The organism is Nocardioides sp. JCM 18999 (assembly GCF_055391175.1).
On sequence record NZ_AP043887.1, the window covers coordinates 3,570,847 to 3,596,699 of the forward strand.

Annotated in this window: 25 protein-coding genes; 13 read left to right on the top strand and 12 right to left on the bottom strand. The window is 69.9% G+C overall.

The annotated features are described in order from the left end of the window. Window positions 1–6: 6 nt before the first annotated feature. Window positions 7–1,317, bottom strand: coding sequence for an MATE family efflux transporter (locus ACZ5J1_RS17680; protein ID WP_464560906.1), 1,311 nt, complete (start codon window positions 1,315–1,317; stop codon window positions 7–9). Window positions 1,318–1,682: 365 nt separating this feature from the next. Here ACZ5J1_RS17680 and dnaB point away from each other — a divergent pair, with 365 nt between their 5' ends. The 3 genes from dnaB to ACZ5J1_RS17695 are packed head-to-tail and all read left to right on the top strand — an operon-like array spanning window position 1,683 to window position 5,723. After that, window positions 1,683–3,086, top strand: coding sequence for a replicative DNA helicase (gene dnaB / locus ACZ5J1_RS17685; protein ID WP_464564815.1), 1,404 nt, complete (start codon window positions 1,683–1,685; stop codon window positions 3,084–3,086). 54 nt (window positions 3,087–3,140) lie between these two features. Then, on the top strand, window positions 3,141–3,959 hold the full coding sequence (locus tag ACZ5J1_RS17690) for a lysozyme family protein (RefSeq protein WP_464560907.1): 819 nt from the start codon (window positions 3,141–3,143) through the stop codon (window positions 3,957–3,959). Between the two features lie 6 nt (window positions 3,960–3,965). Further along, complete coding sequence (locus ACZ5J1_RS17695) at window positions 3,966–5,723, top strand: YncE family protein (RefSeq protein ID WP_464560909.1); 1,758 nt, start codon at window positions 3,966–3,968, stop codon at window positions 5,721–5,723. A 3-nt stretch (window positions 5,724–5,726) separates the two neighbouring features. On the opposite strand, the gene ACZ5J1_RS17700 is transcribed toward ACZ5J1_RS17695, so the two are convergent. Then, on the bottom strand, window positions 5,727–6,329 hold the full coding sequence (locus ACZ5J1_RS17700; RefSeq protein WP_464560910.1) for a hypothetical protein: 603 nt from the start codon (window positions 6,327–6,329) through the stop codon (window positions 5,727–5,729). Between the two features lie 68 nt (window positions 6,330–6,397). Here ACZ5J1_RS17700 and ACZ5J1_RS17705 point away from each other — a divergent pair, with 68 nt between their 5' ends. From ACZ5J1_RS17705 to ACZ5J1_RS17720, 4 genes are read left to right on the top strand one after another with little or no spacing between them, the layout of a single operon-like run. Further along, window positions 6,398–6,961: a dihydrofolate reductase family protein gene (locus ACZ5J1_RS17705; RefSeq protein ID WP_464560911.1), complete on the top strand. Its 564-nt coding sequence runs from the start codon at window positions 6,398–6,400 to the stop codon at window positions 6,959–6,961. Window positions 6,962–7,009: 48 nt separating this feature from the next. Then, window positions 7,010–7,783, top strand: coding sequence for an ABC transporter ATP-binding protein (locus ACZ5J1_RS17710; RefSeq protein ID WP_464560913.1), 774 nt, complete (start codon window positions 7,010–7,012; stop codon window positions 7,781–7,783). Beyond that, complete coding sequence (locus ACZ5J1_RS17715) at window positions 7,780–8,544, top strand: ABC transporter permease (RefSeq protein ID WP_464560914.1); 765 nt, start codon at window positions 7,780–7,782, stop codon at window positions 8,542–8,544. The genes ACZ5J1_RS17710 and ACZ5J1_RS17715 overlap by 4 nt, the downstream gene beginning before the upstream one ends. Then, the gene (locus ACZ5J1_RS17720; protein ID WP_464560915.1) at window positions 8,538–9,320 is read left to right on the top strand and encodes a MerR family transcriptional regulator; all 783 of its coding nucleotides are present in this window, start codon (window positions 8,538–8,540) and stop codon (window positions 9,318–9,320) included. The genes ACZ5J1_RS17715 and ACZ5J1_RS17720 overlap by 7 nt, the downstream gene beginning before the upstream one ends. Here the strand turns inward: ACZ5J1_RS17720 and ACZ5J1_RS17725 are convergent. Further along, window positions 9,307–10,344: a hypothetical protein gene (locus tag ACZ5J1_RS17725; protein ID WP_464560917.1), complete on the bottom strand. Its 1,038-nt coding sequence runs from the start codon at window positions 10,342–10,344 to the stop codon at window positions 9,307–9,309. The two genes, ACZ5J1_RS17720 and ACZ5J1_RS17725, sit on opposite strands and share 14 nt — an antisense overlap. A 257-nt stretch (window positions 10,345–10,601) precedes the next feature. Between ACZ5J1_RS17725 and ACZ5J1_RS17730 the strand changes: the two genes are divergently transcribed. Further along, entirely contained in the window at window positions 10,602–11,837 is a 1,236-nt protein-coding gene (locus ACZ5J1_RS17730) for a lytic transglycosylase domain-containing protein (protein ID WP_464560919.1), read from the top strand. 7 nt (window positions 11,838–11,844) lie between these two features. Here ACZ5J1_RS17730 and ACZ5J1_RS17735 read toward each other — a convergent pair whose 3' ends face one another. Beyond that, a complete protein-coding gene (locus ACZ5J1_RS17735) occupies window positions 11,845–12,732 on the bottom strand; it encodes an LLM class flavin-dependent oxidoreductase (RefSeq protein WP_464560921.1) in 888 nt (295 codons plus the stop codon). Between the two features lie 37 nt (window positions 12,733–12,769). Between ACZ5J1_RS17735 and ACZ5J1_RS17740 the strand changes: the two genes are divergently transcribed. The 3 genes from ACZ5J1_RS17740 to ACZ5J1_RS17750 are packed head-to-tail and all read left to right on the top strand — an operon-like array spanning window position 12,770 to window position 17,918. Beyond that, entirely contained in the window at window positions 12,770–14,104 is a 1,335-nt protein-coding gene (locus ACZ5J1_RS17740; protein ID WP_464560923.1) for a cytochrome P450, read from the top strand. Window positions 14,105–14,117: 13 nt separating this feature from the next. Then, a complete protein-coding gene (ppc, locus tag ACZ5J1_RS17745; RefSeq protein WP_464560925.1) occupies window positions 14,118–16,937 on the top strand; it encodes a phosphoenolpyruvate carboxylase in 2,820 nt (939 codons plus the stop codon). 18 nt (window positions 16,938–16,955) lie between these two features. Next, the gene (locus ACZ5J1_RS17750; RefSeq protein WP_464560926.1) at window positions 16,956–17,918 is read left to right on the top strand and encodes a hypothetical protein; all 963 of its coding nucleotides are present in this window, start codon (window positions 16,956–16,958) and stop codon (window positions 17,916–17,918) included. A gap of 3 nt (window positions 17,919–17,921) precedes the next feature. Here the strand turns inward: ACZ5J1_RS17750 and ACZ5J1_RS17755 are convergent, their stop codons facing one another. After that, complete coding sequence (locus ACZ5J1_RS17755; RefSeq protein ID WP_464560928.1) at window positions 17,922–18,410, bottom strand: carboxymuconolactone decarboxylase family protein; 489 nt, start codon at window positions 18,408–18,410, stop codon at window positions 17,922–17,924. A gap of 45 nt (window positions 18,411–18,455) precedes the next feature. Here ACZ5J1_RS17755 and ACZ5J1_RS17760 point away from each other — a divergent pair, with 45 nt between their 5' ends. Continuing rightward, entirely contained in the window at window positions 18,456–19,139 is a 684-nt protein-coding gene (locus tag ACZ5J1_RS17760; protein WP_464560930.1) for a lysoplasmalogenase, read from the top strand. A gap of 12 nt (window positions 19,140–19,151) precedes the next feature. Here the strand turns inward: ACZ5J1_RS17760 and ACZ5J1_RS17765 are convergent, their stop codons facing one another. From ACZ5J1_RS17765 to ACZ5J1_RS17785, 5 genes are all read right to left on the bottom strand, one after another. Beyond that, window positions 19,152–20,468 (bottom strand): HNH endonuclease signature motif containing protein, encoded by a 1,317-nt coding sequence (locus tag ACZ5J1_RS17765; protein WP_464560932.1) that lies wholly within the window; start codon window positions 20,466–20,468, stop codon window positions 19,152–19,154. An 84-nt stretch (window positions 20,469–20,552) separates the two neighbouring features. Continuing rightward, complete coding sequence (locus ACZ5J1_RS17770) at window positions 20,553–21,080, bottom strand: PKD domain-containing protein (protein ID WP_464560934.1); 528 nt, start codon at window positions 21,078–21,080, stop codon at window positions 20,553–20,555. A 275-nt stretch (window positions 21,081–21,355) separates the two neighbouring features. Continuing rightward, entirely contained in the window at window positions 21,356–21,775 is a 420-nt protein-coding gene (locus ACZ5J1_RS17775; protein ID WP_464560936.1) for a DUF6318 family protein, read from the bottom strand. 266 nt (window positions 21,776–22,041) lie between these two features. Further along, window positions 22,042–23,172 carry a chromate efflux transporter gene (gene chrA / locus ACZ5J1_RS17780; RefSeq protein WP_464560938.1) on the bottom strand — a complete coding sequence of 377 codons (1,131 nt, stop codon included), beginning with the start codon at window positions 23,170–23,172 and terminating at the stop codon, window positions 22,042–22,044. Window positions 23,173–23,198: 26 nt separating this feature from the next. Then, the gene (locus ACZ5J1_RS17785; RefSeq protein WP_464560940.1) at window positions 23,199–24,137 is read right to left on the bottom strand and encodes a sterol desaturase family protein; all 939 of its coding nucleotides are present in this window, start codon (window positions 24,135–24,137) and stop codon (window positions 23,199–23,201) included. 71 nt (window positions 24,138–24,208) lie between these two features. On the opposite strand from ACZ5J1_RS17785, the gene ACZ5J1_RS17790 reads away from it, so the two are divergent. Further along, on the top strand, window positions 24,209–24,829 hold the full coding sequence (locus ACZ5J1_RS17790; protein ID WP_464560942.1) for a TetR/AcrR family transcriptional regulator: 621 nt from the start codon (window positions 24,209–24,211) through the stop codon (window positions 24,827–24,829). On the opposite strand, the gene ACZ5J1_RS17795 is transcribed toward ACZ5J1_RS17790, so the two are convergent. Further along, the gene (locus ACZ5J1_RS17795; protein WP_464560943.1) at window positions 24,819–25,151 is read right to left on the bottom strand and encodes a cupin domain-containing protein; all 333 of its coding nucleotides are present in this window, start codon (window positions 25,149–25,151) and stop codon (window positions 24,819–24,821) included. The genes ACZ5J1_RS17790 and ACZ5J1_RS17795 overlap by 11 nt on opposite strands. Further along, complete coding sequence (locus ACZ5J1_RS17800) at window positions 25,148–25,831, bottom strand: TetR/AcrR family transcriptional regulator (protein ID WP_464560945.1); 684 nt, start codon at window positions 25,829–25,831, stop codon at window positions 25,148–25,150. Before ACZ5J1_RS17800 ends, ACZ5J1_RS17795 begins: the two co-directional genes overlap by 4 nt. Window positions 25,832–25,853 lie beyond the last annotated feature (22 nt).

Sequence of the window (25,853 nt, forward strand, 5' to 3'; positions counted from 1 at the left end):
TCGAGACTAGGCCGCGGCGCCGACCCGCATCCAGGTCTCCGTGCGGGCCCGCAGCGTGAGCACCAGGAACCGGCCGCCGAGGAAGACGAAGTTGAACGCCGCCCACACGGCGGCCAGGGTCGGGTGCCACAGCAGGATCAGCGGCGCGTAGACGCCGAGCAGGACGAGCCCGACCGCCGCGAGGTAGCGACCGTCGCCCGCGCCGATCAGCACACCGTCGAGCACGAACACCACGCCGCACAGCGGTTGGGAGATCGCCGCGATCAGCAGCACCCCGGGGAGCAGGTCGAGCACCGCTGGGTCGGAGGTGAACCCGTGACCGACCCACGGGATCGACGCGGCGAGCAGCAGCCCGGTCACCACCCCGCTGACAGCGCCCCACAGGATCATCCGGTTCGTCAGCTCCCGGGTGAGGGTCCGGTCCCCTGCGCCGAGAGCGCGACCGGTCAACGCCTGAGCGGCGATCGCGATCGCGTCGAGCGCGAACGCGAGGAAGGTCCACAGCGTTCCGGCGATCTGGTACGCCGCCAGGTTGGCGGCCTGCGGGCCGTGCGCCAGGGTCACGGCGAACGCGGTCATCAGGATCGCCGCGCGCAGGGTGAGGGTCCGGATCACCAGGGCGACACCGCCGCGGGCCGCGGCCCGGATGCCGGGACCGTCGGGGCGCAGGCCGACCTGGTGGCGGCGAGCGCCGCGGACCACGACGACGAGGAAGGCGGCGGCCCCCAGGGCCTGGGCCATCACGGAGCCGAGGGCGGAGCCGCCGATGCCGAGGTCGAGGCCGTAGACCAGGGCCAGGTTGAGCACGATGTTGACCAGGTTGGCGCCGACGGCGACGACCAGCGGGGTCCGGGTGTCCTGGAGGCCGCGGAGGACCCCGTTGCCGGCGAGCATGATCAGGAGCGGAGTGATCCCGAAGGCGGCGATCCGGAGGTACGTCGCCCCCTGGGTGACGACCTCCCCCTCCGCTCCGATGAGCCGGACCAGCGGCTCGGCGAAGAGGGCGGTCGGGATCGTGATCGCGACCCCGATCACGATCGCCAGCCAGAGGCCGTCGATGCCCTGGCTCAGGGCTCCGCGCCGGTCCCCCGCGCCGACCCGCCGCGCGACGCTCGCGGTGGTGCCGTAGGCGAGGAAGACGCAGATCCCCACGACCGACTGGAGCACGACGCCGGCGACGCCGAGTCCGGCCAGCGGGGCGGTGCCGAGGTGGCCGACGATGGCTGCATCGGCCAGCAGGAAGAGCGGCTCGGCGACCAGCGCGAGGAAGGCGGGGAGCGCCAGGCGGGCGATCTCACGGTCGATCCCCCGTCTCATGACGGCAGGTTATCGGTGCTGGTCACGCCGGTGGATAAGTGGGCCGAACCTGTGGATTGGGACGGTCCTTGCCTCATTGTCGACAAACAGGCGGTTAACGGCCAGTTGACGGGACGGTGAACGCGACACGCCCGAATGTATTCGAGATCCACACCGAGTGACACACGTTTCCGCAGGTCAGAGAGTTGAATGTGACGCCAGTTACAACTACTTCCACACCGTCCTCCCCAGTCTGTGCACAGTGCCTCGCGTGTCGTCCCCACGTTGTCCCCAGTTATCCCCACCCCCCTGTGGATAACTTTCGGGATTTATGACGCGCAAGTTCGCTTTGGTCGGTGCCGGGCTCTAGCGTCTCGCGCATGAGCATGACCGATGGGGATCTGGTCGAGCCCGCATACGACGACTGGGGCGACGGTCCCGCGCCGTACGAGCCGGGTGAGCGCCCGACGAAGCAGGGCGACCGCACCCCGCCGCACGACATGGCCGCCGAGCAGTCCGTCCTCGGCGCGATGATGATCTCCAAGGACGCGATCGCCGACGTCGCGGAGGTGCTCCGTGGGCCGGACTTCTACCGGCCGGTGCACGAGACCATCTACGACGCCGTCATCGACCTCTACGGTCGCAACGAGCCCGTCGACATCGTCACCGTCGGTCGCGAGCTCGAGCGCCGCGGTGAGCTGCTCAAGATCGGCGGGGCGCCGTACCTGCACACCCTCACGGCCAACGTGCCGATCGCTGCCAACGCCGGCTTCTACGCCGAGATCGTCCGCGAGCAGGCCGTGCTCCGTCGTCTGGTCGAGGCCGGCACCCACATCGTGCAGATCGGGTACGCCGCCGAGGGCAACGTCGACGACATCGTCGACGAGGCCCAGGCCGAGGTCTTCAAGATCGCGGAGAAGCGGTCCTCGGAGGACTACGCGCCGCTGGCCGACTTCATGCACGACGTGGTCGACGAGATCGAGGCGATCGCCAACCGGGAGCAGGGCATCTACGGGGTGCCGACCGGGTTCGCGGACCTCGACGAGCTGACCAACGGCTTCCACGGCGGCCAGATGATCATCGTCGCCGCGCGTCCCGCCATGGGTAAGTCGACACTCGCCCTGGACTTCTGCCGGGCGGCGTCGATCCACAACAACCTGGCCAGCGTCTTCTTCTCCCTCGAAATGACGCGCGCGGAGATCGCGATGCGTCTGCTCAGCGCCGAGGCGAAGATCCCGCTCAACCACATCCGCAACGGCAACATGACCGATGAGGACTGGGACAAGATGGCCCGCAAGATGGGCGACGTCTCGGCGGCGCCCATGTTCATCGACGACTCCCCCAACATGACGATGATGGAGATCCGGTCCAAGGCCCGTCGGCTCAAGCAGAAGCACGACCTCAAGCTGATCGTGATCGACTACATGCAGCTGATGTCGTCCGGCAAGAAGGTCGAGTCCCGTCAGCTCGAGGTCTCGGAGTTCTCCCGCCAGATCAAGCTGCTGGCCAAGGAGATCGACTGCCCCGTCATCGCGCTGTCGCAGCTCAACCGTGGACCCGAGCAGCGCGCGGACAAGAAGCCGATGGCCGCCGACCTGCGTGAGTCCGGCTCGCTGGAGCAGGACGCCGACATGATCATCCTGCTGCACCGCGAGGACGTGTACGAGAAGGAGTCCACCCGCCCGGGTGAGGCCGACCTGATCGTGGCGAAGCACCGTAACGGCCCCACCCGCGACATCACCGTCGCGTTCCAGGGTCATTACAGCCGCTTCGTCGACATGGCGCACTGACCGACCTCTGCCCCGACCCCTCAGGGGTGAATGCTCGACGCCGAACGTTCCTCCATGACACGGTCACGGTCCTTGGAGGTGCAGCCCTTCGAGGTGCGCCCCCAGCTCCTCGCCGTGTTCCCGGTCGCCGCGCTGTGCCTGTTCGGCTGGAGCCAGCGCCCCGAGGCGCCGATCGCGCCGCCTCAGGTCGCGCCGATGCCGGTCATCGCCGCACCGCCGCCGTTCGTCGCGTACCCGATCGAGGTCGCCAGCGCGACAGAGACGCGTCCCGCCGCCTGGACGAAGCCGGCCAGCCTGGCATCGGACCTCCCGGAGGTGGCGCGAGCCGCCTACGAGCGCGCGGCCACCCTGGTCAACGCGGCCGACCGGGACTGCCACCTGGACTGGACGCTGGTGGCCGCGATCGGGGAGGTTGAGTCCGACCACGGTCGCCGTCCGGTGAACGGCGGAGTCCGGACCGCCGACACCGACGCGGGGCGGTGGGACCGCAAGCGGACCTATGACCGTGCGGTCGGTCCGATGCAGATCCAACCGGCCACCTGGACCCGGATCGCGGTCGACGCCGACGACGACGGGCGCCGAGACCCACGGGACCTCGACGACGCCGCCCTGGGCTTGAGCGTCCTGCTCTGCAACGCCGATCAGGACCTCGCCAAGCAGCCAGGGCGACAGGCTGCGGTGCGCAGCTACCGAAGCTCGACCACGTACGTCGACCTCGTCGGACGCATCATGCGTGCCTACGCCCGGGCGCGGGCGGAGCAGGCGCCGCGCGGCTTCTCGACCATCCTGCTCGAGGATCCACCGAAGAAGCCGAAGGCGGAACAGCACGCCAGGGCCACGCGCGGAGTGTCCTCGCGGCACGCTCGTCGTTAGACCCCTGTGCTGACTCGTGCCACCTGGAAATACGGAGCTCTCCTCGTCGTCGCCGTCCTGGTGGCGACGATCGTCGGTGTGGTCGGGGTCGACTCGGCCAGCGCCGACGTCCGCCGCACGATCTCGTTGACGGTCGCGGCCACGACCACCGAGGGCAGCCCGGTCACGTTCAAGGGCCGGGTCACCCGCACGCCGGTGGGGACCAAGGTCCACCTGCAGCGCAGGTACACCACCACCAAGGGCGTCACCTGGCGCACCGTGAAGACAGTCCGCACCGGCAAGGGCGGACGCTTCGCGGGCCGGCTCGTCTCTCCGGGGGAGGGCAAAAGCCTCTACCGGGCACGGGTCCAGCGGCTGAAGGCCCACGGGACGACGTACCTCGCCCGGGTCTCCCCCTCCCGGACGGTCAGTGTCGGCGCGCGCATGCGCGAGGTGATGATCGTCGGCAACAACTGGGACGGCACCGCCTCCATCGTCGACGCCACCACGTTCAAGGTGCTGCGCAAGGGGATCAACCTGGTGCCCGACAAGGACGCGGAGATCGCCGCGATCCGGTCCAAGCCGGATCGGCTGGCGCTCTACTACCTGGTTCGTTACGGCCCCGGTGAGGGCAACGACCAGCTCGTCGACGACATGTTCACCACCAACGACGGCCGGCTCCTCGCCGTGTCGCGGCCGAGCCTGGGTGACGTCGTGTGGCTCGACCTCGAGACCGCGCTCAAGACCGGGGTGGCCAAGGTTGTCGCCGAGCAGCAGATGGACGGTTTCCGCACCGACCACATGGGGGTCTCCCCGGACGGGACCCGACTGCTGGTCTCCGACTCCACCCAGCGTCAGGTGATCGAGTTCGCCATGGGCGGCCTGGGTGACCCGACCACGGGCAAGCGGTTGCGGACCTTCGAGTCGGGGGAGACCCCGCACGAGAACAACTACTCCGACGACGGCAAGCGGATCTACCACGCCTCGATCGGCCGGGTGTACCTGCCGGGCGACACCACCGCCCTGTCCGGGAAGACCCTCGACGACTACCTGCTCAACCCGCTGGGTCTGCCGAGCGGCCTCATCCCGGGGACCGACAAGCTGCCGCCGATCAAGATCGGGCCGATCCACGACGCCGTGAAGGGCGACCGCTGGTTCGAGATCGTCGACAACAAGTCCTTCAAGGTGCTCCAGCGCTGGGAGATGGGCAAGGAGATGGCCGAGGCCGGCTACGACACCGTGTCGTCGGCGGTCCGGCCGATGGCGATCGCCCCCGGTGAGCGCTACATCTACTTCCAGATGTCGTTCCTGCACGGGATCGTCGAGTTCGACACCCAGGCCAAGGATCTCAACGGGAAGGTGGACTACTCCACCGGCGACATCCCCGAGCCGCGCGTCGGTGCGGTCAAGCGGGTGATCCCGCTCCCGAAGCGGACCAAGGCCCTGCCCGAGCAGTACGTCAACGACTCCGCGCACCACGGTCTGTCGATCAACGAGGCCGGCACCAAGCTCTGCGCCGCCGGGACGATGGACGACTACGTCGCGATGGTCGACCGGGCGTCGGGGCGCTTCACCACGCTCGACCAGAAGACGACCGGGCACTATTACGGCAAGCCGTACTGGACCACCGAAGGCCTCGGCGACACCTGTTGGGCCTCGCTGTCGGACGCCGATGCGGTGGCCGTGATCGACTTCAAGACGGGCAAGGAGCTGGCCTATCTCGACGTGGGGAACCACCCGCAGCGGGTGCGGTACGGCACGATCCCGGCGAGGTTCCTCGGCTGAGGATCAGCCGACGAAGGTCTTGGTCTTCAGCTGCCACCCGGCCGGCAGGTTCTTGACCGAGGTGGTCGGGTTGCAGACCTGGATGAACCCGATCGTGCCGCCCTGGCTGGTCTTGAACACCGTCCCCGGCAGGAACAGCGTCAGGTTGTTGAGGTCAGGTGGTGGGTTCGTTCCACCCGCGTCGGTGATGAAGCCGGACACGATCTTCCCGGCGTCGCCGGCAGCACCCACGCCGAAGGCGAAGACGACGAGGCACTCGGCGGGTTGGATGGTGTTCGCCACCCCGACGTTGAAGACGACGCGCGGCGCGCGGGCGTACGCCGCCCCCGGCAGCCCGGCCAGGGCGACCGAGTTGCCCACGTTGGTGAGCGACAGCTCGTTGATGTCGGCGCCGGTGAGCGCGTTCTCGCGGACCTTGGCGCTGGTGACGGAGTTCTTGCCGAGATCGGCGGTCTTGACCTGACCGTTGACGATGTCGCGCGAGTGGATGTGGAGCGCGCCGGCAGCGGTGGCGGTGCCACTGGTGGCGAGCAGGATGACCAGCGTGTAGCCGATCACGTGCGGGTGTCGACGGATGGATGATGCGATGGACGCGGTGATGGACATGTGGCCCCCTCAGGCCGAAGGTTGGTGGTGATCTCCCCCCACCGACCACCTCACGCCCGGAGGCCCCGATGCGCAAGGTCACCTTCTCGATGAGTTCCAGCCTGGACGGATTCATCACCGACGCCGACGGCGGCATCGACTGGGGCGGACCGGTTGACACGGTCATGCAGCTCGCCCTCGACGAGATCCGCGGCGTCGGCGTCCACCTGATGGGTCGCCGGCTCTACGAGACGATGCGCTACTGGGAGACGGCTGATCCGGCGACGTTCGACGACACCGAACGGGAGTGGGCGGGACTGTGGAACCCGCTGCCCAAGGTGGTCTTCTCCCACACGCTGACCGAGGTCGCCGGCGACGCCACGCGCCTGGCCACGGGCGGCGTGGTCGAGGAGATCGCCCGGCTGCGGGCCGAGTCCGACGAGGGCGAGATCGCGATCGGCGGTGCCGTGCTCGCGGCCGAGGCCGCTGCGGCGGACCTGATCGACGAGTACCGGGTCCGGGTCCACCCGGTGCTCGTCGGAGGCGGGACCCCGTTCTTCGCCCACCAGCAGCGACGGGTCGATCTGGAGCTCGTGGGCTCGCGCACCTTCGACTCCGGACTGCTCGCGCTGCGTTACCGGGTGCGACGCTGAAAAGAGGTGCTTGACCTTGACCTAGCGTCAGGGTTGGAGGGTTGTTCCATGACCTCCACACCAGCTGGACCGGCAGCCATTGAACTCACCGGACTCACCAAGTCGTACGGCGACCAGGCCGTGCTCCGCGGTGTCGACCTGACCGTGCCCGTCGGGTCGATCTACGCGCTGCTCGGCTCCAACGGGGCCGGGAAGACGACCGCCATCCGGATCCTCGCGACGCTGCTCGCCGCCGACGGGGGAACGGCCACCGTGATGGGCACCGACGTCGCCGCCGACCCGGAGACCGTGCGCCAGGTGATCAGCCTGACCGGCCAGTTCGCCGCCGTCGACGAGGTCCTCACCGGCCGGGAGAACCTGATCCTCGTCGCCCAGCTGCGACACCTGGCCGATCCGCGCGCGATCGCGGACGACCTGCTCGCCCGGTTCGACCTCGTCGAGGCCGCCGACCAACGGGTGGCGACGTACTCCGGAGGGATGCGGCGACGGATCGACATCGCGATGAGCCTGATCGGCGACCCGCCGGTGCTGTTCCTCGACGAGCCCACCACCGGGCTGGACCCGCAGTCGCGCAACGAGGTCCGGGCCACGGTCCGCGAGCTCGCCGGCCGCGGCACCACCGTGCTGCTCACCACGCAGTACCTCGACGAGGCCGAGCAGCTCGCCGACCGGATCGCGATCCTGCACCAGGGCCGGATCATCGCCGACGGGACGCTGGCCGAGCTCCGCGGCCTGCTCCCGCCCGCCACCGTCGAGTACGTCGAGAAGCAACCGAGCCTGGAAGAGATCTTCCTGGCGATCGTGGGAGGAGAAGCAGCATGAGCAACCACGCCCTGTCCGACACCGTCGTCCTGACCCGCCGTTCCCTGCGCCACATCAGCCGCAGCCCCGACACCATCATCACCACCGCGATCACCCCGATCGCGATGCTGCTGCTCTTCGTCTGGGTCTTCGGCGGCGCGATCGACGTCGGCAGCACGAAGTACGTCACCTACCTGCTGCCGGGGATCCTGCTGATCACGGTCGCCTCCGGGATCGCCTACACCGCGTTCCGACTCTTCACCGACGTCTCCAGCGGCCTCTTCGAGCGACTCCAGTCGATGCCGATCGCCCGCTCCGCCGTGCTGTGGGGCCACGTCCTGACCTCGCTGGTCGCCAACCTGATCTCGCTCGCGCTCGTGGTGCTGGTGGCGTTCGCGATCGGCTTCCGGACCAGCGCCAGCCTCGGCGCCTGGCTGCTCGTGCTCGGCATCCTGGGTCTCTTCACGCTCGCGCTGACCTGGCTCGCGGTCATCCCGGGGCTCACCGCCTCGTCGGTCGACGGGGTCAGCGGGTTCTCCTACCCGTTGATCTTCCTGCCCTTCATCAGCTCCGCCTTCGTGCCCACCGACGGCATGCCCGCACCCGTGGAGTGGTTCGCCGAGCACCAGCCGGTGACGCCCATCGTCAACACCATCCGGGACCTGTTCACCCAGCAGCCGGTCGGCTCCGAAGGCTGGATCGCCGTGGGTTGGTGCGTGCTCCTGCTGGTCGTGGCGTACACACTGGCCATGGCGACGTACCGGAGGAGGGTGAGGTGCTGACGATCAGCCAGCTCGCGGCGTATGCCGGCGTGACGGTGCGCGCGGTCCGGCACTACCACGCGAAGGGGCTCCTGCCGGAGCCCGAGCGGGACCACTCCGGCTACCGGCGGTACGACGCCGCCGCGGTGGTCGAGCTGATCAAGATTCGCACCCTCGCCGATGCCGGTGTCCCGCTCGCGCGGGTCGAGGAGCTCCTCGATGCCGGTGATGACGAGTTCGCGGCGGCGATCGGGGACATCGATCGGCGGCTGCGGGCCCAGGCGCGGGAGATCCAGCGCCACCGGGAGCGGATCGCCCAGCTCGCGGCCGGCGACAGTCTCGCTCTGCCGCCCGAGGCCGTGGCCTACCTGGACCGGATGCGGGAGCTCGGCTTCCCCGAGTCGCTGGTCGAGATCGAGCGGGACTCCTGGATCCTGATCGTCGCGCAGATGCCGGGCGAGGTCGCCGACCTGATGGCGATGAAGCACGCGGTCCTGGAGAACGAGGAGCTGCGCCGGCTGTACCTCGACCTGAGTGACCTGGCCGACTGCACGCCCTCGGACCCGCGACTGCCGGACATGGCCGATCGGGTGGTCGCGTTCATCGAGGCCGCTGCCGCCGAGGCGGCCGACGTCGACGTCCCCGACCACCCGATCAGCCCGGAGCTGGTGGCGTTGCTGGACACGGCCTTCCTCGAGTCCTTCCCCGCTGCCGGCCACCTGCTCGAGCTGGTCGAGCAGCGGGGATGGACCGGATGGACCGACATCCGTCGGATCGAGGACGTCAGCCGGCGTTGAGGATCGCCGGCACGCGCGCGCCGAGGACCTGAGCGAGCGCGTTCTGCGCGGTGCCGATCCGGAACCCGTGGATGACCAGCGTGCCCGCCGGGTCGGTGCCCGCACCGGTCGGCTTGAAGCACAGCAGCGACGACGGCGTCGCCTTCTGGTTCGCGACCCCGGCCGAGGAGTCGGTGCGATAGGTCCACGAGGCGCTGATGTTCTCGGAGAAGTCAGCCAGGCTGATCCCCGACCAGAAGGCGATGTTCTGCACCGCGACCGCGGGTGCGGTCACGCCGGTCGGCGTCGCGCCGGACCAGGTCACGGTTCCACCGCCGCCGAGGAAGGCGTTGTTCCAGGACGGCGCCTTGGTGATGCACGGCGTCGCGCCCGGGTCGACCTTGGCGTTCCACTGCTTCACGGTGAGGGCGAGGTCGCCGTTGGGCAGCACCTTGAGGGTCGACGCCCCGTCGATCGAGCGCGACTCCAGGGTGAGCTTGGTGCCGCGACGGACCAGGTAGACGACGCGGGAGGTGACCAGGTCCCGGTTCACCAGGGTGACCGCGCGGGCGAGTGCGGCCGAGGAGGCGAGATCGGCCGAGCGCCGCGTCGTGGACCGCGTGAAGGCCGCCTTCGCCCGGACCGCCGCGGTGCGGGCCGCCTTGGCTGCCTTCTTCGCCGATCCGGCGCGTCGGGTGACCGTCTTGGTCGCGACACCCGGGACGTCCCAGGCGGACTGGGTGGCCGACGACGGGTAGCCGCCGCTGCCGTCGGGGCAGATCGTCTTGGTGACCTCCGCGGTGGCCGACCCGGCGACCGCGGTCAGGCGCACGGTGGCGACGTAGGCGTTGCCGACCCGGCTGACGTGGGCGGCCGAGACCTTGGTGCGGGCCTTGGAGTCCATCGGGAACAGGGCCGATTCGGTCGCCGGGGAGCAGGACACTCCTCCGGCGGTGGCGGCCGGCGCCAGGCCGGTCGTGGCTCCGATCGCGATGGCGCCGACCAGCAGGCTCCCTGCTGCCAGTCCGGCAATGCTCTTCTTCATGCTTTCCTCCCGAGATCAAGCGTGTGATCCGCGAACTGTAGTGCGGGACGGTCCCCAAATAGGGGGAGGTTGCGTTTCGGTCTGGAGTCGGCACATATTCGCGGGACAATTTGGGGACCGGACAACAGGAGTTCGTACCACGGGTTGGGCCCCTGTTCACCCAATGTCTACTTGGCTGCTTTACTTTTTAGCGTCTGCACCTCTCGGCCCCGCGGCGCAGCGTTCCACCCGCACCACCACTGCAAAGCGAGACTCCGATGAACCCCGTCGACCACCGAGCCCCGGCCGGGCAGCGACTCGGTCTGGCACCGAAGCTGTTGACCGCCACCGCGATCGTGGCGCTCTGCGCGACGGGGTGGGTCAGCCGGCCCGGGGGCGACCCGGCTCGGGTGGCCGGACCGACGACGCCGCAGGCTCCGACCGAGGTCGTCACGCCCACGCCGGCCCCGGCGCTCCAGGTGCCCGTCGCGACCACGACGCAGGCGAGCGTGTGGACTCCCGTGGCGACGTCGACCACGATCTCGGCGGCCGCGTCCTGGAGTGACGTCCCCGCCGCTGCCCTGGCCGCCTACCAGCGCGCGGCCACGGTGATCAACGGCGCCGACCCGACCTGCCACCTGGACTGGTCGCTCCTTGCCGGTATCGGCAAGGTCGAGTCCGACCACGGCCGCACCGGTGGTGGCCAGCTCTCGCCGACCGGCCTCGCCACCCCCGCCCTCTACGGTCCCGCCGTGGTGGCCGACACCGACGCCGGAGCGGTCGACGCCGACCCCGCTCAGGACCGGGCGGTCGGGCCGATGCAGTTCCTGCCCGCCACCTGGACCACGGTCGGGGTCGACGCCGACGGTGACGGTCAGCGCAACCCGCAGGACGTCGACGACGCCGCGCTCGCCGCGGCCGTCTACCTGTGCGCCGGGGCTGAGGACCTCGCCGACCCGGCGGATCAGCGGACGGCCGTCTTCACCTACAACCACTCCGAGAAGTACGTCGACCTCGTGCTCGCCGATGCGGCCGCCTACGCGACCGGGTTCGGCAGCGGCGGGACGGTGATCAGCGCGCTCGCCTACCCGGGTCTCGGACCGGTCGTGAACGCCTCGGCCCGGATCGACCAGCCCGTAGTCGCGAAGTCGAAGAAGACCAAGAAGCTGAAGACGACGAACACGGCCGCGGTGAAGCCGCCCGCAGTGCCGAACCAGCCGACCGAGGCGACCGTGCCCACCGAGGAGCCGTCCGAGGAGCCGACGGAGCAGCCTTCTGAGCAGCCCTCCGAGCAGCCGTCGGAGGAGCCCACGGAGCAGCCGACCGAGCCGGCGACGGACCCCGGCGAGACCTGCACGACCGAGCCGGCCACGGACGAGCCCACCACGGAGCCCGCCGACGAGACGGTCGACGACAGCTGCGAGGAGCCCGCGGAGGAGCCGACCGAGCAGCCCACCGATCAGCCGTCGGCGAACCCGACCCCGGACGACACCGCGGCGCGCACCGAGGACTGATCAGGGATCAGCTGAGCTGACCCAGGACGTCGGTCCGGATCTCCGTCAGCGCGTCGAGCCGCTCCGCCAGCTCCTCGCCGAGGTTCCAGCTCGGCAGGATCAGCTCGTCGAACCCGGCCTCGGCCAGCTCACCGAACGCCTCGGCCAGCTGGTCGGGCGACCCGGTCAGGGCTCGGCCCGGCGCGGCCGGTCGGCGCCCGTCGACGTCGAACATGATGTTGGCGCTCTTCCACATCGTGCCGGCATCGCGCCCGACCGCGTCGCACGCATCGCGCAGCGCGGTCAGCTTCGGCAGTGCGGTCGACGGGCCACCCCAGGAGTTCCACTCGTCGGCGTGACGCGCGGTGATCCGCAGCATCCGCGGGCCCGCCGTACCGACGAGGATCGGGAGCCGCTCCTGCACCGGCTTGGGGTCGGCGGGGGCGTCGGTGATCTGGAAGTGCGTGCCGTGGAAGGTCGTCCGCTGCTCGCTGGTCAAGGACCGCACGATCTGGATCGCCTCCTCGAACCGGTCGACCCGGTCCTTGGGCTCGCGCAGGTCGAAGCCGTAGGCGGCGTGCTCGTTGATCTGCCACCCGGCACCCAGGCCGAGCACCATCCGACCCTCGGCGAGGTGGTCGATCGTCGCGGCACGCTTGGCGATCAGCGCCGGGTGGTGCACCGTCGTGGGTGCGACCAGCACTCCGACCCGTACCTGCGAGGTGGCCACGGCCAGGGCCGGCAGCAGCGACCAGGCCTCGTGGTACGGCCCGTCCTTGCGCTCGGTGGAGCCGGTGTCGGGCATGTAGTGGTCGGCCACCCAGACGCCGTGCCAGCCGTTCTCCTCGGCCCAGGCCGCCTCGGCGAGGATCTCCGAGACGGGGGTGGAGGAGTGCGGCCACAGCGAGATCTTCACCCTCGCGAGCCTATCCAGCGGCCCGTAGATTGGTCGCATGCAGCCGCCATGGCCACCGAAGGCGTTCGCCCGTTGGGGACTCTCGCACGGCCTGTTGCGGATGGTGATCATGCGCGGCGCCAAGGCCGGCGACCTGCAGGGCCAGCTGATCCTCACCGCGAGCGACCCCACCCGGGGCCCCGAGCTGGACGCGATCTTCGACCGGATCCGCGCCGCCGGAGGGATCTACCGCGGGAAGTTCAGCTTCATCGCCGTCGACCACGCCCTGGTCAAGGAGGTGCTCACCAGCAACGACGTCCACGCCGGCATCCCGACGGTGCAGAACAGCTGGATGGCCCGCCTCAACGCGGCCGTCGCCAGCGAGGTCTTCTCCCCGATCGAGCCGCCGAGCCTGCTGGTCACCGAGCCGCCGGACCACACCCGCTACCGCAAGCTCGTCACCCGGGTCTTCACCGCGCGCGCCGTGGAGCAGCTGCGCGAACGCACCCAGCAGGTCGCCACCGAGCTGCTCGACGGGTTGGCCGACCGGTACGACCCGACCCGGCCGGTCGACCTGGTCACCGCCTACTGCGGGCTCCTGCCGATCACGGTGATCAGCGAGATCCTCGGCGTCCCTGCCGCCGACCGCGACAAGATTCTCGAGTACGGCGACGGGGCAGCTGCCTCGCTCGACTTCGGCCTGCCCTGGTCGACGTACCGCAACGTCGATCGCGCGTTGATCGACTTCGACGCGTGGCTCTCCGGCCACCTGGAGTGGCTCCGCGCCCACCCCGGCGACAACCTGCTCAGCCAGCTGATCGCCGCCCAGGAGGACGGCGTCGGGCTGACCGAGCTGGAGCTCAAGGCGACCGCCGGGCTGGTCCTGGCCGCCGGCTTCGAGACCACCGTCAACCTGCTGAGCAACGGGATCGCGCTGCTCGCCGCGCATCCCGAGCAGCTCGCCACGCTCCGGGAGGATCCCGAGCTGTGGCCCAACGCGGTCGACGAGATCCTGCGCCTCGACCCGCCGGTCCTGCTCACCGGACGGACCGCCGCGGTCGACACCGAGATCGGCGGGGCACGCATCGCGGCAGGCATCCCGATCACCGTCTCGCTGGCGGCGGCGAACCGCGATCCGCAGGTCTTCGAGGACCCGCAACGCTTCGACGTGTTGCGTCCAAATGCGCGAGAGCATCTGTCTTTCAGCGGCGGAAGGCACTACTGTTTGGGCGCTCAGCTCGCTCGCATGGAGGGGGAGATCGGTCTTCGTACCCTGTTCGACCGATTCCCTGAGCTGAGACTGGAACCAGGCGCAACGAGGCGTCCGACCAGAATCCTGCGGGGCTACCAGACCCTGCCGGTTGCACTCGCGCCCACCGGCGCACCTGTCTAACCAAGGACATTGCATGGCGACCCCTACCGGGCGGACCGTCGAGGAGATCCTCGATGCTGACCGCCGCCGACCTGACCCTGCGGTCTTCGGAGGCGGCGTCGCCTCCGACGAGCGCCACACCGCGCTGCGGGCCTCGGTCCGTCAGCTCTCCACCCTGCTGGGCGAGGCGCTCGCCCGACACGAAGGACCCGAGCTGCTCGAGCTCGTCGAGCGGGTCCGCCACCTGGCCCGTCAGCCCGACAGCGACGAGCTGCGCAAGCTCCTCGCCGAGGTCGACGAGGACACCGCGGTCACGCTCGCACGAGCGTTCGCTGCGTACTTCCAGCTGGCCAACACCACCGAGCAGCTGCACCGCTGGCGCGAGATCGTCGCCACCGAGGAGCGGCCGTTCGCCGCGACCGTCGGACGGATCGACGAGGCCCTGATCGCCGGCGACCTCGACCGGCCGCTGGTCGACGAGGTGCTGGGACGCCTGGAGTACCGGCCGGTCTTCACCGCCCACCCGACCGAGGCCAGCCGGCGCAGCGTGCTGCGCCTGCTGCGGATGCTGAGCGACGTCGTCGACGACCTCGGCGACCCCCGCGGCAGCGCGTCGAACGAGCGACGGCTGGCCGAGCTGGTCGACCTGCTGTGGCAGACCGACGAGCTTCGCGTCGCCCGCCCCGAGCCGATCGACGAGGCTCGCACCGCGGTCTACTACCTGACCTCGCTGGCCACCGACGTCGTCCCCGACCTGCTGGCCGACCTCGACGCCGAGCTCGGCTCGATCGGGATCACGCTGCCCGCCACCGCCCGACCGCTCCGGTTCGGCACCTGGGCCGGCGGTGACCGCGACGGCAACCCGAACGTCACCCCGACGGTCACCCTCGACGTGCTCCGGCTGCAGTTCCAGGCCGGCCTCGAGACCCTCGTCGAGCTGGTCGACGGACTCCTGGAGCAGCTCACCTCGTCGACCCGCGTGGTCCCGGTGAGCGACGAGCTCGCCGCCAGCCTGGTCGTCGACGCGGCGGCGCTGCCGATCACCTGGAACCGGATCAAGCGGCTCAACGCCGAGGAGCCGTACCGGTGCAAGCTCACCTTCATCAAGGTCCGGCTCCAGTCCACCGCGCTGCGGCTGGCCGAGGGCCGGGCGCACGAGGCCGGTCGTGACTACCTCGACTTCAGCGAGGTCGTCGCCGACCTCGAGCTGATCCGCGACTCGCTGCTCTCCAGCGGGGACGAGCTCACCGCCAACGGGGCCCTGCTGCGCACGCTGCGCACCGCGGTCGCGTTCGGTGCCGGCCTGGCGACGATGGACGTCCGGGAGCACTCGGGCAAGCACCACGCGGCCCTGGCCGAGCTGTTCGCTCGCATCGAGGAGCCCGGCACGACGTCGTACGGCGACCTCGACCGTCCCGCGCGGATCCTCGCGCTGGGCGAGGAGATGGCCAGCCGTCGTCCTCTGGTCGGTGCGGTCCGCGGTGGCCTGGGTGCCTCCGCGGAGGCGTCGCTCGAGCTGCTCGACACGATCCGGGTCGCCCTCGACACGTTCGGTCCCGACGTCGTCGAGACCTACATCGTCTCGATGACGCACGACGTCGACGACCTCTTCGCGGTCGTCGTGCTGGCCCGGGAGGCCGGCCTGGTCGACCCCGGCAACGACGAGACCCCGGCCACCGCGCGGATCGGTTTCGCCCCGCTCTTCGAGACCGTCGCCGAGCTCGAGGCGGCCGGACCGCTGCTCGAGGCCCTGCTCTCGGAGCCGACGTACCGCCGGATCGTCGCCGCACGTGGCAACGTCCAGGAGATCATGCTCGGCTACTCCGACTCCTCCAAGGGCGCCGGGATCGCGGCGAGCCAGTGGAACATCCACCGCGCGCAGCGGGCGCTGCGCGACGTGGCCCGCAAGCACGGTGTCGTGCTGCGGCTCTTCCACGGTCGTGGCGGCTCCGTCGGTCGCGGTGGCGGTCCGACCGCCGAGGCGATCATGTCCCAGCCGTACGGCAGCCTCGAGGGTCCGATCAAGATCACCGAGCAGGGCGAGGTCATCTCCGACAAGTACGCCCTGCCCGGCCTGGGTCGGCACAACCTCGAGGGTGCGCTGGCCGCCGTCGTCGAGGCGTCACTGCTGCACCGCACGTCGCTGCTGCCCGCCGACGTCCTCGACGGGTGGAACCAGACCATGGACCTGGTCGCCGGTCAGGGTCAGGTCGCCTACGAGGCGCTCGTCGCCGACCGGTCACTGGTGCCGTTCTTCGTCGCCTCCACCCCGGTCGACGAGCTCGGCAAGCTGAACATCGGATCGCGTCCCTCCAAGCGCCCCGGCGGCGAGGGCGGGCTCGACGACCTGCGCGCCATCCCGTGGGTCTTCGGCTGGACGCAGGCCCGGATCAACCTGCCGGGCTGGTTCGGTGTCGGCTCCGGTCTCGCGGCCGCACGCGCCGACGGCCGCGAGGAGACGCTGCGGGAGATGTACGGCTCGTGGGCCTTCTTCCGCACCTTCCTCTCCAACGTCCAGATGACGCTGACCAAGACCGACCTGGACCTCGCGGCGGAGTACGTCGCCGGGCTCGTGCCCGCCGAGCACCAGCACGTCTTCGACATCATCAAGGCCGAGCACGCCCGGACCGTGGCCGAGGTGATGGCGATCACCGGGCAGTCGACCCTGCTGGAGACGGCCCCGGTGCTGCGGCACACGCTCGAGCTGCGCAACTCCTACCTCGCGCCGCTGCACGCCCTGCAGGTCTCCCTGCTGGCTCGCACCCGCGCCGACGAGGAACCGCACCCCGAGCTGGAGCGCGCCTTGTTGCTGACCATCAACGGAATCGCTGCCGGGCTACGCAACACCGGCTGATCCGCAAGGATGCCGGCCATGTCCCTCTCACCACGGGTGCCGGCCGGCATCCTCGCGTCGGCGCTGATCCTCTCCCTGGGAGCGTTCGGGCCGTCGTCGGCTGCCGCTGTGTCGTCAGCTGTTGCTGCGTCGACGGTTCCGGCCTGGCACGCCCGGGTCTGCTCGATCGAGGCAGGGACCACGCTGGCCAGCAGCTCACTGCAGCGGCTCGGGTCGGCCAGCGCGGGGATTCGCGCGGGAGAGGGCACCGACGCCTCACTCAGCGTGCAGGCCGTCTCCTACCAGGTCGTCGGCACAGGTCGGCGTTGCGATCTCGTGGTCGCCACCACCTCGGCGCGGCGTCCCGGGCCGCTGTTCGGCGCGTTCTCGGTGCGGACCAGTCACTTCGGACAGTCCTGGTCGGAGGACGGCGGCATCATCTACGCCGATCCCGGGCCCGGCAGGGTGGTGCAGGAGGGTCAGCACCTCTTCTCCCGGTTCCCCCGGTCCTTCCGGGGCAACGCTGGGGTCGTGCCCGCTCGGACCGCGGTGGTGGTCGCGGAGGTCTACGAACCGGTCGTCACCAGCACCGACCCGGAGACCGGGAGGCGGTGGGAGTCGCACCACAGTTCGGCGTCCTGGTCGGTCTCGACGACGATGCGCAACACCGAGATCTCGACGCGCCCGGCCTCGGCGAGGGAGAAGCGGATCGCACGCAAGAAGCTGAAGTCTGCGCTGCGCGAAGCACACCGGCGACCGACGGCGGCCGCCGAACGTCGGGCGCGGGCCAAGGCGCGGGCCCGGTATGCCGTCGCGGTCGGCCCGCAGAAGGTCGCGACCGTGACCTGGGTGCCCCGGAACGGCCGCGGGTCGGTGCCGCCGTACTTCGACAGCACGCCCCCCGATTGGTACGTGCCACTGTGCCGTGCCACCCAGGGCGAGCAACCCTGCCAGGGCTACTGGGAAGACCCGACCGAGGAGCCGACGCGGGCCCCGGAGTGACCCTCAGGACGTGAGGTGGCTGGGCAGCACGCAGGCGACATCGAGACCCAGCACCCGGTTGAGTCGGCCGAACGAGATCCACGAGCCAAGGCACATCGACAGCTCGGCGATCTCCCGGTCGTCGTAGTGCGCCTTCATCCGCTGCCAGAACGCGTCGTCCAGGCCGTGGTGGTCGAGGGCGAAGCGTTCGGCGTACTCGGCGGCGAGGCGGGTCCGGTCGTCGAAGTCATTGGTCGTGGGCCACTGCTCGACGGCGGTGGCGAACGTGTCCTCGACCGTGACGCCGTCGCGTTCGGTGCGCCAGTCCTGGCAGAAGACGCAACCGTTGATCTGCGCGATCCGCAGCCGGGCCGCTTCGAACTCGCGCAGCCCGAGGGTGCTGTGCTCGTAGATGCTCATCGCGAACGCTGACGCCGCTGGTCCGATCCCCGGGACGAGCTCGCCCCAGACGAACATGATCGGGTCCTTGCCTTCGGGAACGTCGATGATCATCGGGATCCTCACTGGTCGGAGATGCGCCGCCCCTATATTGCCCCCATGACCACGTCCTCGAGGCTGCGAATCGCTTTTGCCGCGATCGCGGTGACCGACCTCGTCCTCGCGGGATCGACCAAGCCGTGGGCCCATCGGGCGCGGCGGGTGACCAAGCCGCTGCTGATGCCGACGTTGGCCGGCGCCCTGGCCGTCGACGAGCAGGCACGGACGTCCCCGCTGCGGACGTCGACCCTCGCGGGCCTGGCGTCCGGCTGGATCGGGGACATCGCGCTGCTCGGTCACGGCCCTCGCTCGTTCATGGCGGGCTCGGCTGCGTTCGGGGTCGGGCATGCCGCGTACTCGTCGGGCTTCCTGCGCCACCAGGACCCCTCTCGTGCGCTGGCCTCGCGGGATGCGCCGCGGGTGATCGCGGCGACCTGGCTCGCCTCAGCTCCGGTGATCGCGCGCGCCGCCTGGCGTGAGAACCGCGGTCTGGGCGCGACCGTGCTGACGTACTCGGCGCTGTTGTCGGGCACGGTGGCCGCGGCGCAGAATCTCGACCCCGCCATGTCGCCGCGAGCCCGGCGGTCTCTCGCTGTCGGGACGGGACTGTTCCTGGCATCGGACTCGATGCTCGGCTCGAGCACGTTCCTGTTCAAGAACCCGCCGGCGCGACTCGAGTCGGCGGTGATGGCGACCTACACGGCGGCGCAGTACCTGATCGCCGACGGAGCAGCTCGCGCCTGAGGCGCGATCCGATCAGGGTGGTGGGTCGCCGCGGCTGAGGATGTGGGTGCCGTCGCGGTCGACGAGGTAGGAGTCGCCGTCGGGGCTCTTCCAGTAGTACAGCCCGGGTAGTCCCTGGTGGTAGCGCCAGGCGGTGAAGGTCTTGATCCGGTGGTGAAGGCGGCACAGGGGCGCGAGGTTCCTCGTCGAGGACTGCTGGGGTGGCCCCTGGGGGTCCCAAGGGTCGATGTGGTCGAGGTCGCAGGTCTCGGCGGGGTGCTCGCAGTAGGGGAACGCACACGTGGTTGCGGTGATCCTGACCTGGTTGCGGACCCTGACCGACGCGTACCTGCCGTTCGAGGCTGCCTCGATCGCGAGGTCCAGGACGGGATGGACGACGACTCGGGCCCCGGCACACCACTCCTGGATCTGCGGGACCGACACCATCCCCAACGGCTGCCCGGTCAGCGAGTGGAGGGTCGCGACCGGGTCGCCCTCGACCATCCGGACCTGCAGCTCGACCTTCCGGGCTGGTGCGGCACCGGGTAGTCCGCCTGCCTCGCCGCGGGCGAGGATCCCGACAGCGCGGGCTCGTCGTACTGCCTTGGACTCCCACACTCCGTCGGCGAGGAGGAGCTGGTCGGCGATGACGTCGAGGGCGTGGTCGAGGTCGAACGCATCGGGGGTGTCGAGGTTCATGATCACGTCGGTCGTCACCGCTCGGCCCGTCACGGTCGGCAGGATCTCGACACGGCGTCGGTCCAGATCGAGCTCTTCCTGGGCGGCGAGCTGTTCGGGGTCGAACCGGGCGATCGCCTCGCCCACGAGCCGGTCCAGGGTCCGGAGGCCGACGCTCTGGACCCGGGCGGCGACCTCACGATCGACCCAGGCGGCTGCTTCAGCGGACAGGGTGAGGGTGGTCTCGGCGATCCGGCGGGCACGCCACCCGTCGACCCCACCGGCCTTCACCCGGGCCCAGGTGCGGGGGAGGCGATGGATCAACGCCAGCGAGGTCGACAGGAACGCTCGCGCCGAGGCGGTGCTGCGCCCGGTCGCGGCGGCGAAGTCGACCACGCAGAACTCGGCCACCCACGGTGATCCGTCCCCGCCGAGCAGGAGGACACGTTCCCCGCCGGCACCGGGACCGGCCTCGTCCACCGAGGATGCGGCGGCCTGCCAGTCGGTGACTTCGTGACACTCAGCGAATGCGGCGGCCAACGCGATCTGGCGCACCTCTTCACGCCGGGCGGCGGTCTGGGACTCGGCGAAGACACGCAGCACCGCTGCCGGATCACCCTTGGTTGAGGGCGATTCGGGCTTCTCGATGACTGCTGATCCTCCCGAGATCATGGGACGAATCTACGGACGGGCACCGACATTTCCGGGGCTGGAAGACCCTGCCCGAGAACATTTCTCGAATTGTTTTCTGAGCCTCTAGTCGGCGGTGACGAGCACCGGCGTCGCAGTCCGGACGCGGAGCGGTTGGCCGGCGCCGGCGATCGTGACGGTGTCCGGCACCGGCGCCCACGCGCCCCCGTCGACCCGGTAGTCCGCGCTCCACGTGGTGTCGACGCTCGCCCGCACCCTGCCCTTGCGGGTGTACTCGTGGGTGTTGTCCAGGTGCGGGTAGTGCCGGCCGGGGGAGTGTGTCGTCGTGCTCGTCCCGTCCCCGAAGTGCCAGGCGTACGACGTCGCCCGGATGCGGAAGTCGACCTCGTGCCCCAGCAGGGTCACGGTCCTGTTGAACGCCGGAGCCGTGGTGAGGAAGTTGGTCTTGAAGTTCACCAGCGTCTCGCCGTCCGGCGGCTCGATCTGGATGGTGGAGTCCGGGAGCGGGATGCTGCGGAAGGCGCGCAGGATGTCGCCGAGTGTGGGGCCCGGATCAGGGTCGGCCTCGTCCGGGCAGTTGGTCGTTCCGGCCCAGGCGGGCCCATCGTCGGGCTGGAAGTAGATGTACTCCATGGGCGTTCCATCGCTGCAGACCGCCTGTGCATCAACGTCGCAGGTGGCGGTGCCGCCCAGCTTGCAGACGGGGAGATAGACCCAGTGTCCCGACGGCGTGGTTCCGGTCTCATTGATCGGTTCATCGCAGTTCGTCGAATCTGTCACGCCAGCGTTGAACAACCCATCGCCGCCCGAAACCTCATGGCCTGAGTTGACGTCACATCCGGCTGTTGCAGGGGGAGCAATCAGAAGCAGCAACGGAAGTAGCGCCAGTAGCGCCAATGCCCTCGCAATCATGTCGCGGCCTCCAACTTGCTGACTGACCATTCGTCCGAGGAGGCGCTGGTGTTCATGTGGTAGGTGGTCGTCCCGCCTGGAAAGGTGCGGTTCTTGGCTGCGTCCGGATAGATCACCCTCGACGGAGCTGTCCGAACCTTCACAGTGACATCTGCGACGACAAACGTCTGGCCGGCCGACCCAACTTCGACACGAAGGTCCCGGATATCGGCTCGGCCGCCCTCCACATGGCCGCCGCCGATGTACGTGCTTTCGATGGCCGCCACGCCACCCAGGCAACCAGCGCAGCCAGAGCTGAAGAGGGCCGCAAGGATCTCCGTATCCCCCGTCGCCTGCGCGTAGTTCACGACCTCCCAGAAGTACCTGACGAACGCCTCGGCCCCAGCCTTCGAGTGCTCCTTGGCTGCGGCGGGCATGACGGGAGCGGCGGGCGCGCTGGGGGAGGGAGACGACGAAGCCGTGGGGGACGGGGACACCGAAGGGGTCGGAGAACTGGACGGATCCGAGGACCCGCACCCGGCCAAGGACGCCGAGCAGGCGAGCATCAGCGCCGTGATGGCGATGTGCGACTTCCCCATTGGCTCTGGCCTCCCGAGATTCGCCCCGACCAGACAGGGCGATGTTCTCGAGGCTAAGTCACGTCGAGCGGACCCGCCAGAGGCTCGGGTGGCCCTGTGGAGACCTACGTGGAGAACTGTGTGATCACCAGTCCCACCAGCCCAGCCAGCAGCAGAACACTCACGACACCGCGACGCAGAAACAGCAGCCAGACCAGGGCTCCGGCCACCACGAGCACCTGCCACCAGACACCGAACGCCATCGCCAGCAGCACGGCAGAACCGAAGATCGCACCGATCGCCGCGGGACCGGAGCCGTCCAGGAACGCCCGCGCGGTGGTGTTCGAGCGCAGCCCGTCGAAGTGCCGCCCGCCGCCGAGCACGAAGACGAACGACGGAGCGAACGCCACCACCGCGGCCAGCAGCGCGCCCCAGAGACCAGCAGCCGCCCAGCCGACGACCGACACGGTGTGGGTCACCGGGCCGGGCGTGATCTGGCCGAGGCTGACCGCGTTGAGGAACTCGGACTGCGTCATCCAGCCATGACGGTCGACGGCGTCGGCCTGCATCAGCGGGATGATCACGAAGCCGCCGCCGTAGGAGAGTGCCCCGACCTTGAGGGAGGTCCAGGCGAGGGCACCGACGACGCCGGTGCCGATGGCGGGAACGGTTCCCCGGGCCAGCAGCAGGGGGAGCGCGGCCAGCTCGACACGGCCCGCCCGCACCGGGCGGCGCGCGACGACCTCGATCAGGCCGCACGCCAGCAGCAGCACCACCAACCACGCACCGAGCACCACGGCACCGACCCCACCGGCAACGGCATAGGCCAGCCAGCGCCACGACGCCCGGCGCCTCCAGCTCGGCGGGGTCAGACCCCAGCCGGCATGGACGGCCACAGCGGGGACGGCAGCGCCGGCACCGAGGCCGACGCCAGCCACCCAGGCGGGCGGATCACCGAGGAAGAACGCCGAGAGCGCGAGGATCGCGACCAGGCCGGGCAGGATGAACGCGAGCCCGCCGACCAGCCCACCGGCGACCCCGCGCAGGTGCCAGGCGGTGAAGATCGACATCTGCGTCGATGCAGGCCCGGGCAGCAGGTTGCAGGCGGCGACCGCGTCCTCGAACTGCTGGTCGTCGAGCCACCCCTCGCGCTCGACCGTGAGGTCGCGCAGCATCCGGATGTGCGTCGGGGGCCCGCCGAAGCCGAGCACGCCGATCCGACCCCACTCGCGGGCGATCGTCAGCAGGCTCGGCACGCGCACAGCCTGCCGCACCGGAGTGACTAGGAGGTGGCGTGCTCGCGAGTCGGACGGGGGAGCGGCTCGATCGCCGTCGACAGCGTCGGAGTCTTTCCCGCCGGCGCCCAGCCGGGCGGAGCGAACAGGTAGCCGAGACGCTCACGCCAGCTCTCCGCCCGCTTGAGGTCCTCCCAGAGCGCGCGGTAGTCGCCGTACTCGAGCTTGATCACGTTGTGCGTGGTGACCTGCTTCGTCAGGCCGTACGTCGGCCGGGCGATCTCCGGCTGGAAGGTGCCGAACATCCGGTCCCAGATGATCAGCATCCCGGCGTAGTTCTTGTCGAGGTAGATCGCGTCGGAGCCGTGGTGCACGCGGTGGTGGCTGGGGGTGTTGAAGATCAGCTCGATCGGGCGCCACATCTTGTCGACCAGCTCGGTGTGCACGAAGAACTGGTAGATCAGGTTGATCCCGAAGGCGAAGTAGATCGCCCACGGCGCGACGCCGAGCAGGGGGAGCGGCAGCCAGAAGAAGAAGTCGAACCAGGGGTTCCACTTCTGCCGCAGCGCGGTGCCGAAGTTCATGTACTCGCTGGAGTGGTGTGCCTGGTGCGCGGCCCAGCCGACCCGGGCGCGGTGCACGAACCGGTGCTGCCAGTAGTAGGCGAAGTCGACCGCGAGGATCATCAGCGCCCACGACCACCAGGTGTCGGTCGGCAGGTGGAACGGCGCGATCTCGACGTAGATCCAGGCGAAGACGCCGAAGCTGGCGATCTTCAGCGCGAGGGAGAAGAACAGCGACCCGAGGCCCATCAGGATCGAGGTGCGGGAGTCGCGGCGCTCGTACCCGGTCCGGGGTGCGCCGGCGAGGGTCGTGTTGTCGTGGTCCAGCCACCGCAGCGCGGCGAGCTCGATCAGGAGCGAGGCGATGAAGAACGGGATCGCGTAGGTGACCGGGTTCTTCGCCGGGTCGAGGAGATCGTTCACGGGGCCCTCCGAACTGAATTGACTCTCGGGTAAGTTACCCCCGGGTCAATTCGATGTCTAGACTCTCGACCATGGCCGGAACCAAGGGCGTGCCGCGCGAGGAGCGCGAGGAGCAGATCCTCCTCGCCGCCTGCGAGGTCTTCGGCACCCGTGGGTACGCCGCCACCTCGGTCGCCGACGTCGCCGCGCGGGCCGGGATCTCCAAGCCGCTGGTCTATGCGTACTTCGGCTCCAAGGAGGGCCTCCTGAGCGGCTGCCTGCACCACGCGGGTGCCGTCCTGGTCGGCGAGATCGAGCGGATCGCGCACTCCGGTGTCGTCGGGCTCGAGCGCGGGGTGGCCACCCTGGCCGGGATCTTCACGACGCTGGAGGACCGGCCCTGGCTGTGGCGGCTCTTCTTCGACCCGACCGCGCCGCGGTCCGAGGCCGACGTGGCCGCCGAGATCGCGCGCTACACCGACCAGATCACCGCACTGGCCGTCGACGGCGTCTCGGAGATGCTCGCGCTCAGCGGGATCGACGACCCCATCGACGTCTCGGCGATGACCGCCGTCTGGATCGGGATCGTGGACTCGCTGGTCAACTGGTGGCTCGAGCACCAGGAGGAGTCGGCCGCCGCGATGACCGAGCGTTGCCTGCGCCTCGTCGGCGCCACCGTCGGCGCGACCGCCGGCACCACGCTCAGCCGCTGATCCAGACCTTCCGCAGGGTCTCGGTGATCACCCACGTGGTCCGCTCGCCCTCGCGCAGCTGCACCAGCACCCCCGGGCGCAGCGCGATCGTCTCGCCGTCCTCGAACGACACCGTTCCCTGGCCCGCGACGACGACGAACAGCTCGTCGACCTCGGTGTCGGTGACCGTGCCCTCGGTCAGCTCCCACACGCCGACCTCGACCCCGCCGAGGGCAGCGAGGGTGACGAGTCCGGCGGACGGAGCGCCGGCCACGACCGTGCCGTCCTCCAGCGGGAGGTCCTCGAGCGAGTGGATCAGGGTGTCGAAGCTGCGCGCGCTCATGCGAACGATCCTGACAGGCTGACGGCGACCTCGATCCGGTCGAGGATCGCCTCGACCATCGCGTCGTAGATCGCGCGCTCGTCGACGACCGCCAGCTCGGCGGCGTGCGCACGCGCGGCGGGGTAGTCGGCCTCGGGCAGGACGGCGTAGATCCGCGACCAGGCGTTGGCGTCCTTCTCCCGCAGCGCCGGATCCAGGCTGGCCACGGTCGCCTGGGCGCCGCCGGCGCTGAGCATGGCATCGCCCAGGACCCGGTAGTGCAGCACGGCGAGCTCGGGGGAGAGCCCGGTCGAGGCCAGCGTGGACAGGATGAACTCGACGATCTCGCGCTCGGCGGTTCCACCGGTCGTGCGGGCGAAGCCGAGGCTGAAGACCGCCGGGTGCCGTTCGGCCAGCGTCCACGATCCGTCAGCGAGGACCAGGAGCCGCTCGCGCCAGCCGAGGTCGGAGGGGACGTCGCGCAGCCCGGCGGCGAGCTCCTCGGTGACGTGGTCGTAGATCGCCAGGACGAGCTCGTCCTTGTCGCGGAAGTGGCGGTAGAACGCGGTCGCGTCGACGCCGATCTCCTTGCCCAGCGCCCGCATGCTGAGCGCCCCGAGGCCGTCGCGCTCGAGCAGCACGAGGGCCTGGTCGACGATCGCCTCCCGGGTGAGGGTGACGCTCCGTTTCCGTTCTGCCATGCGAAACATCTATCACAAAGTG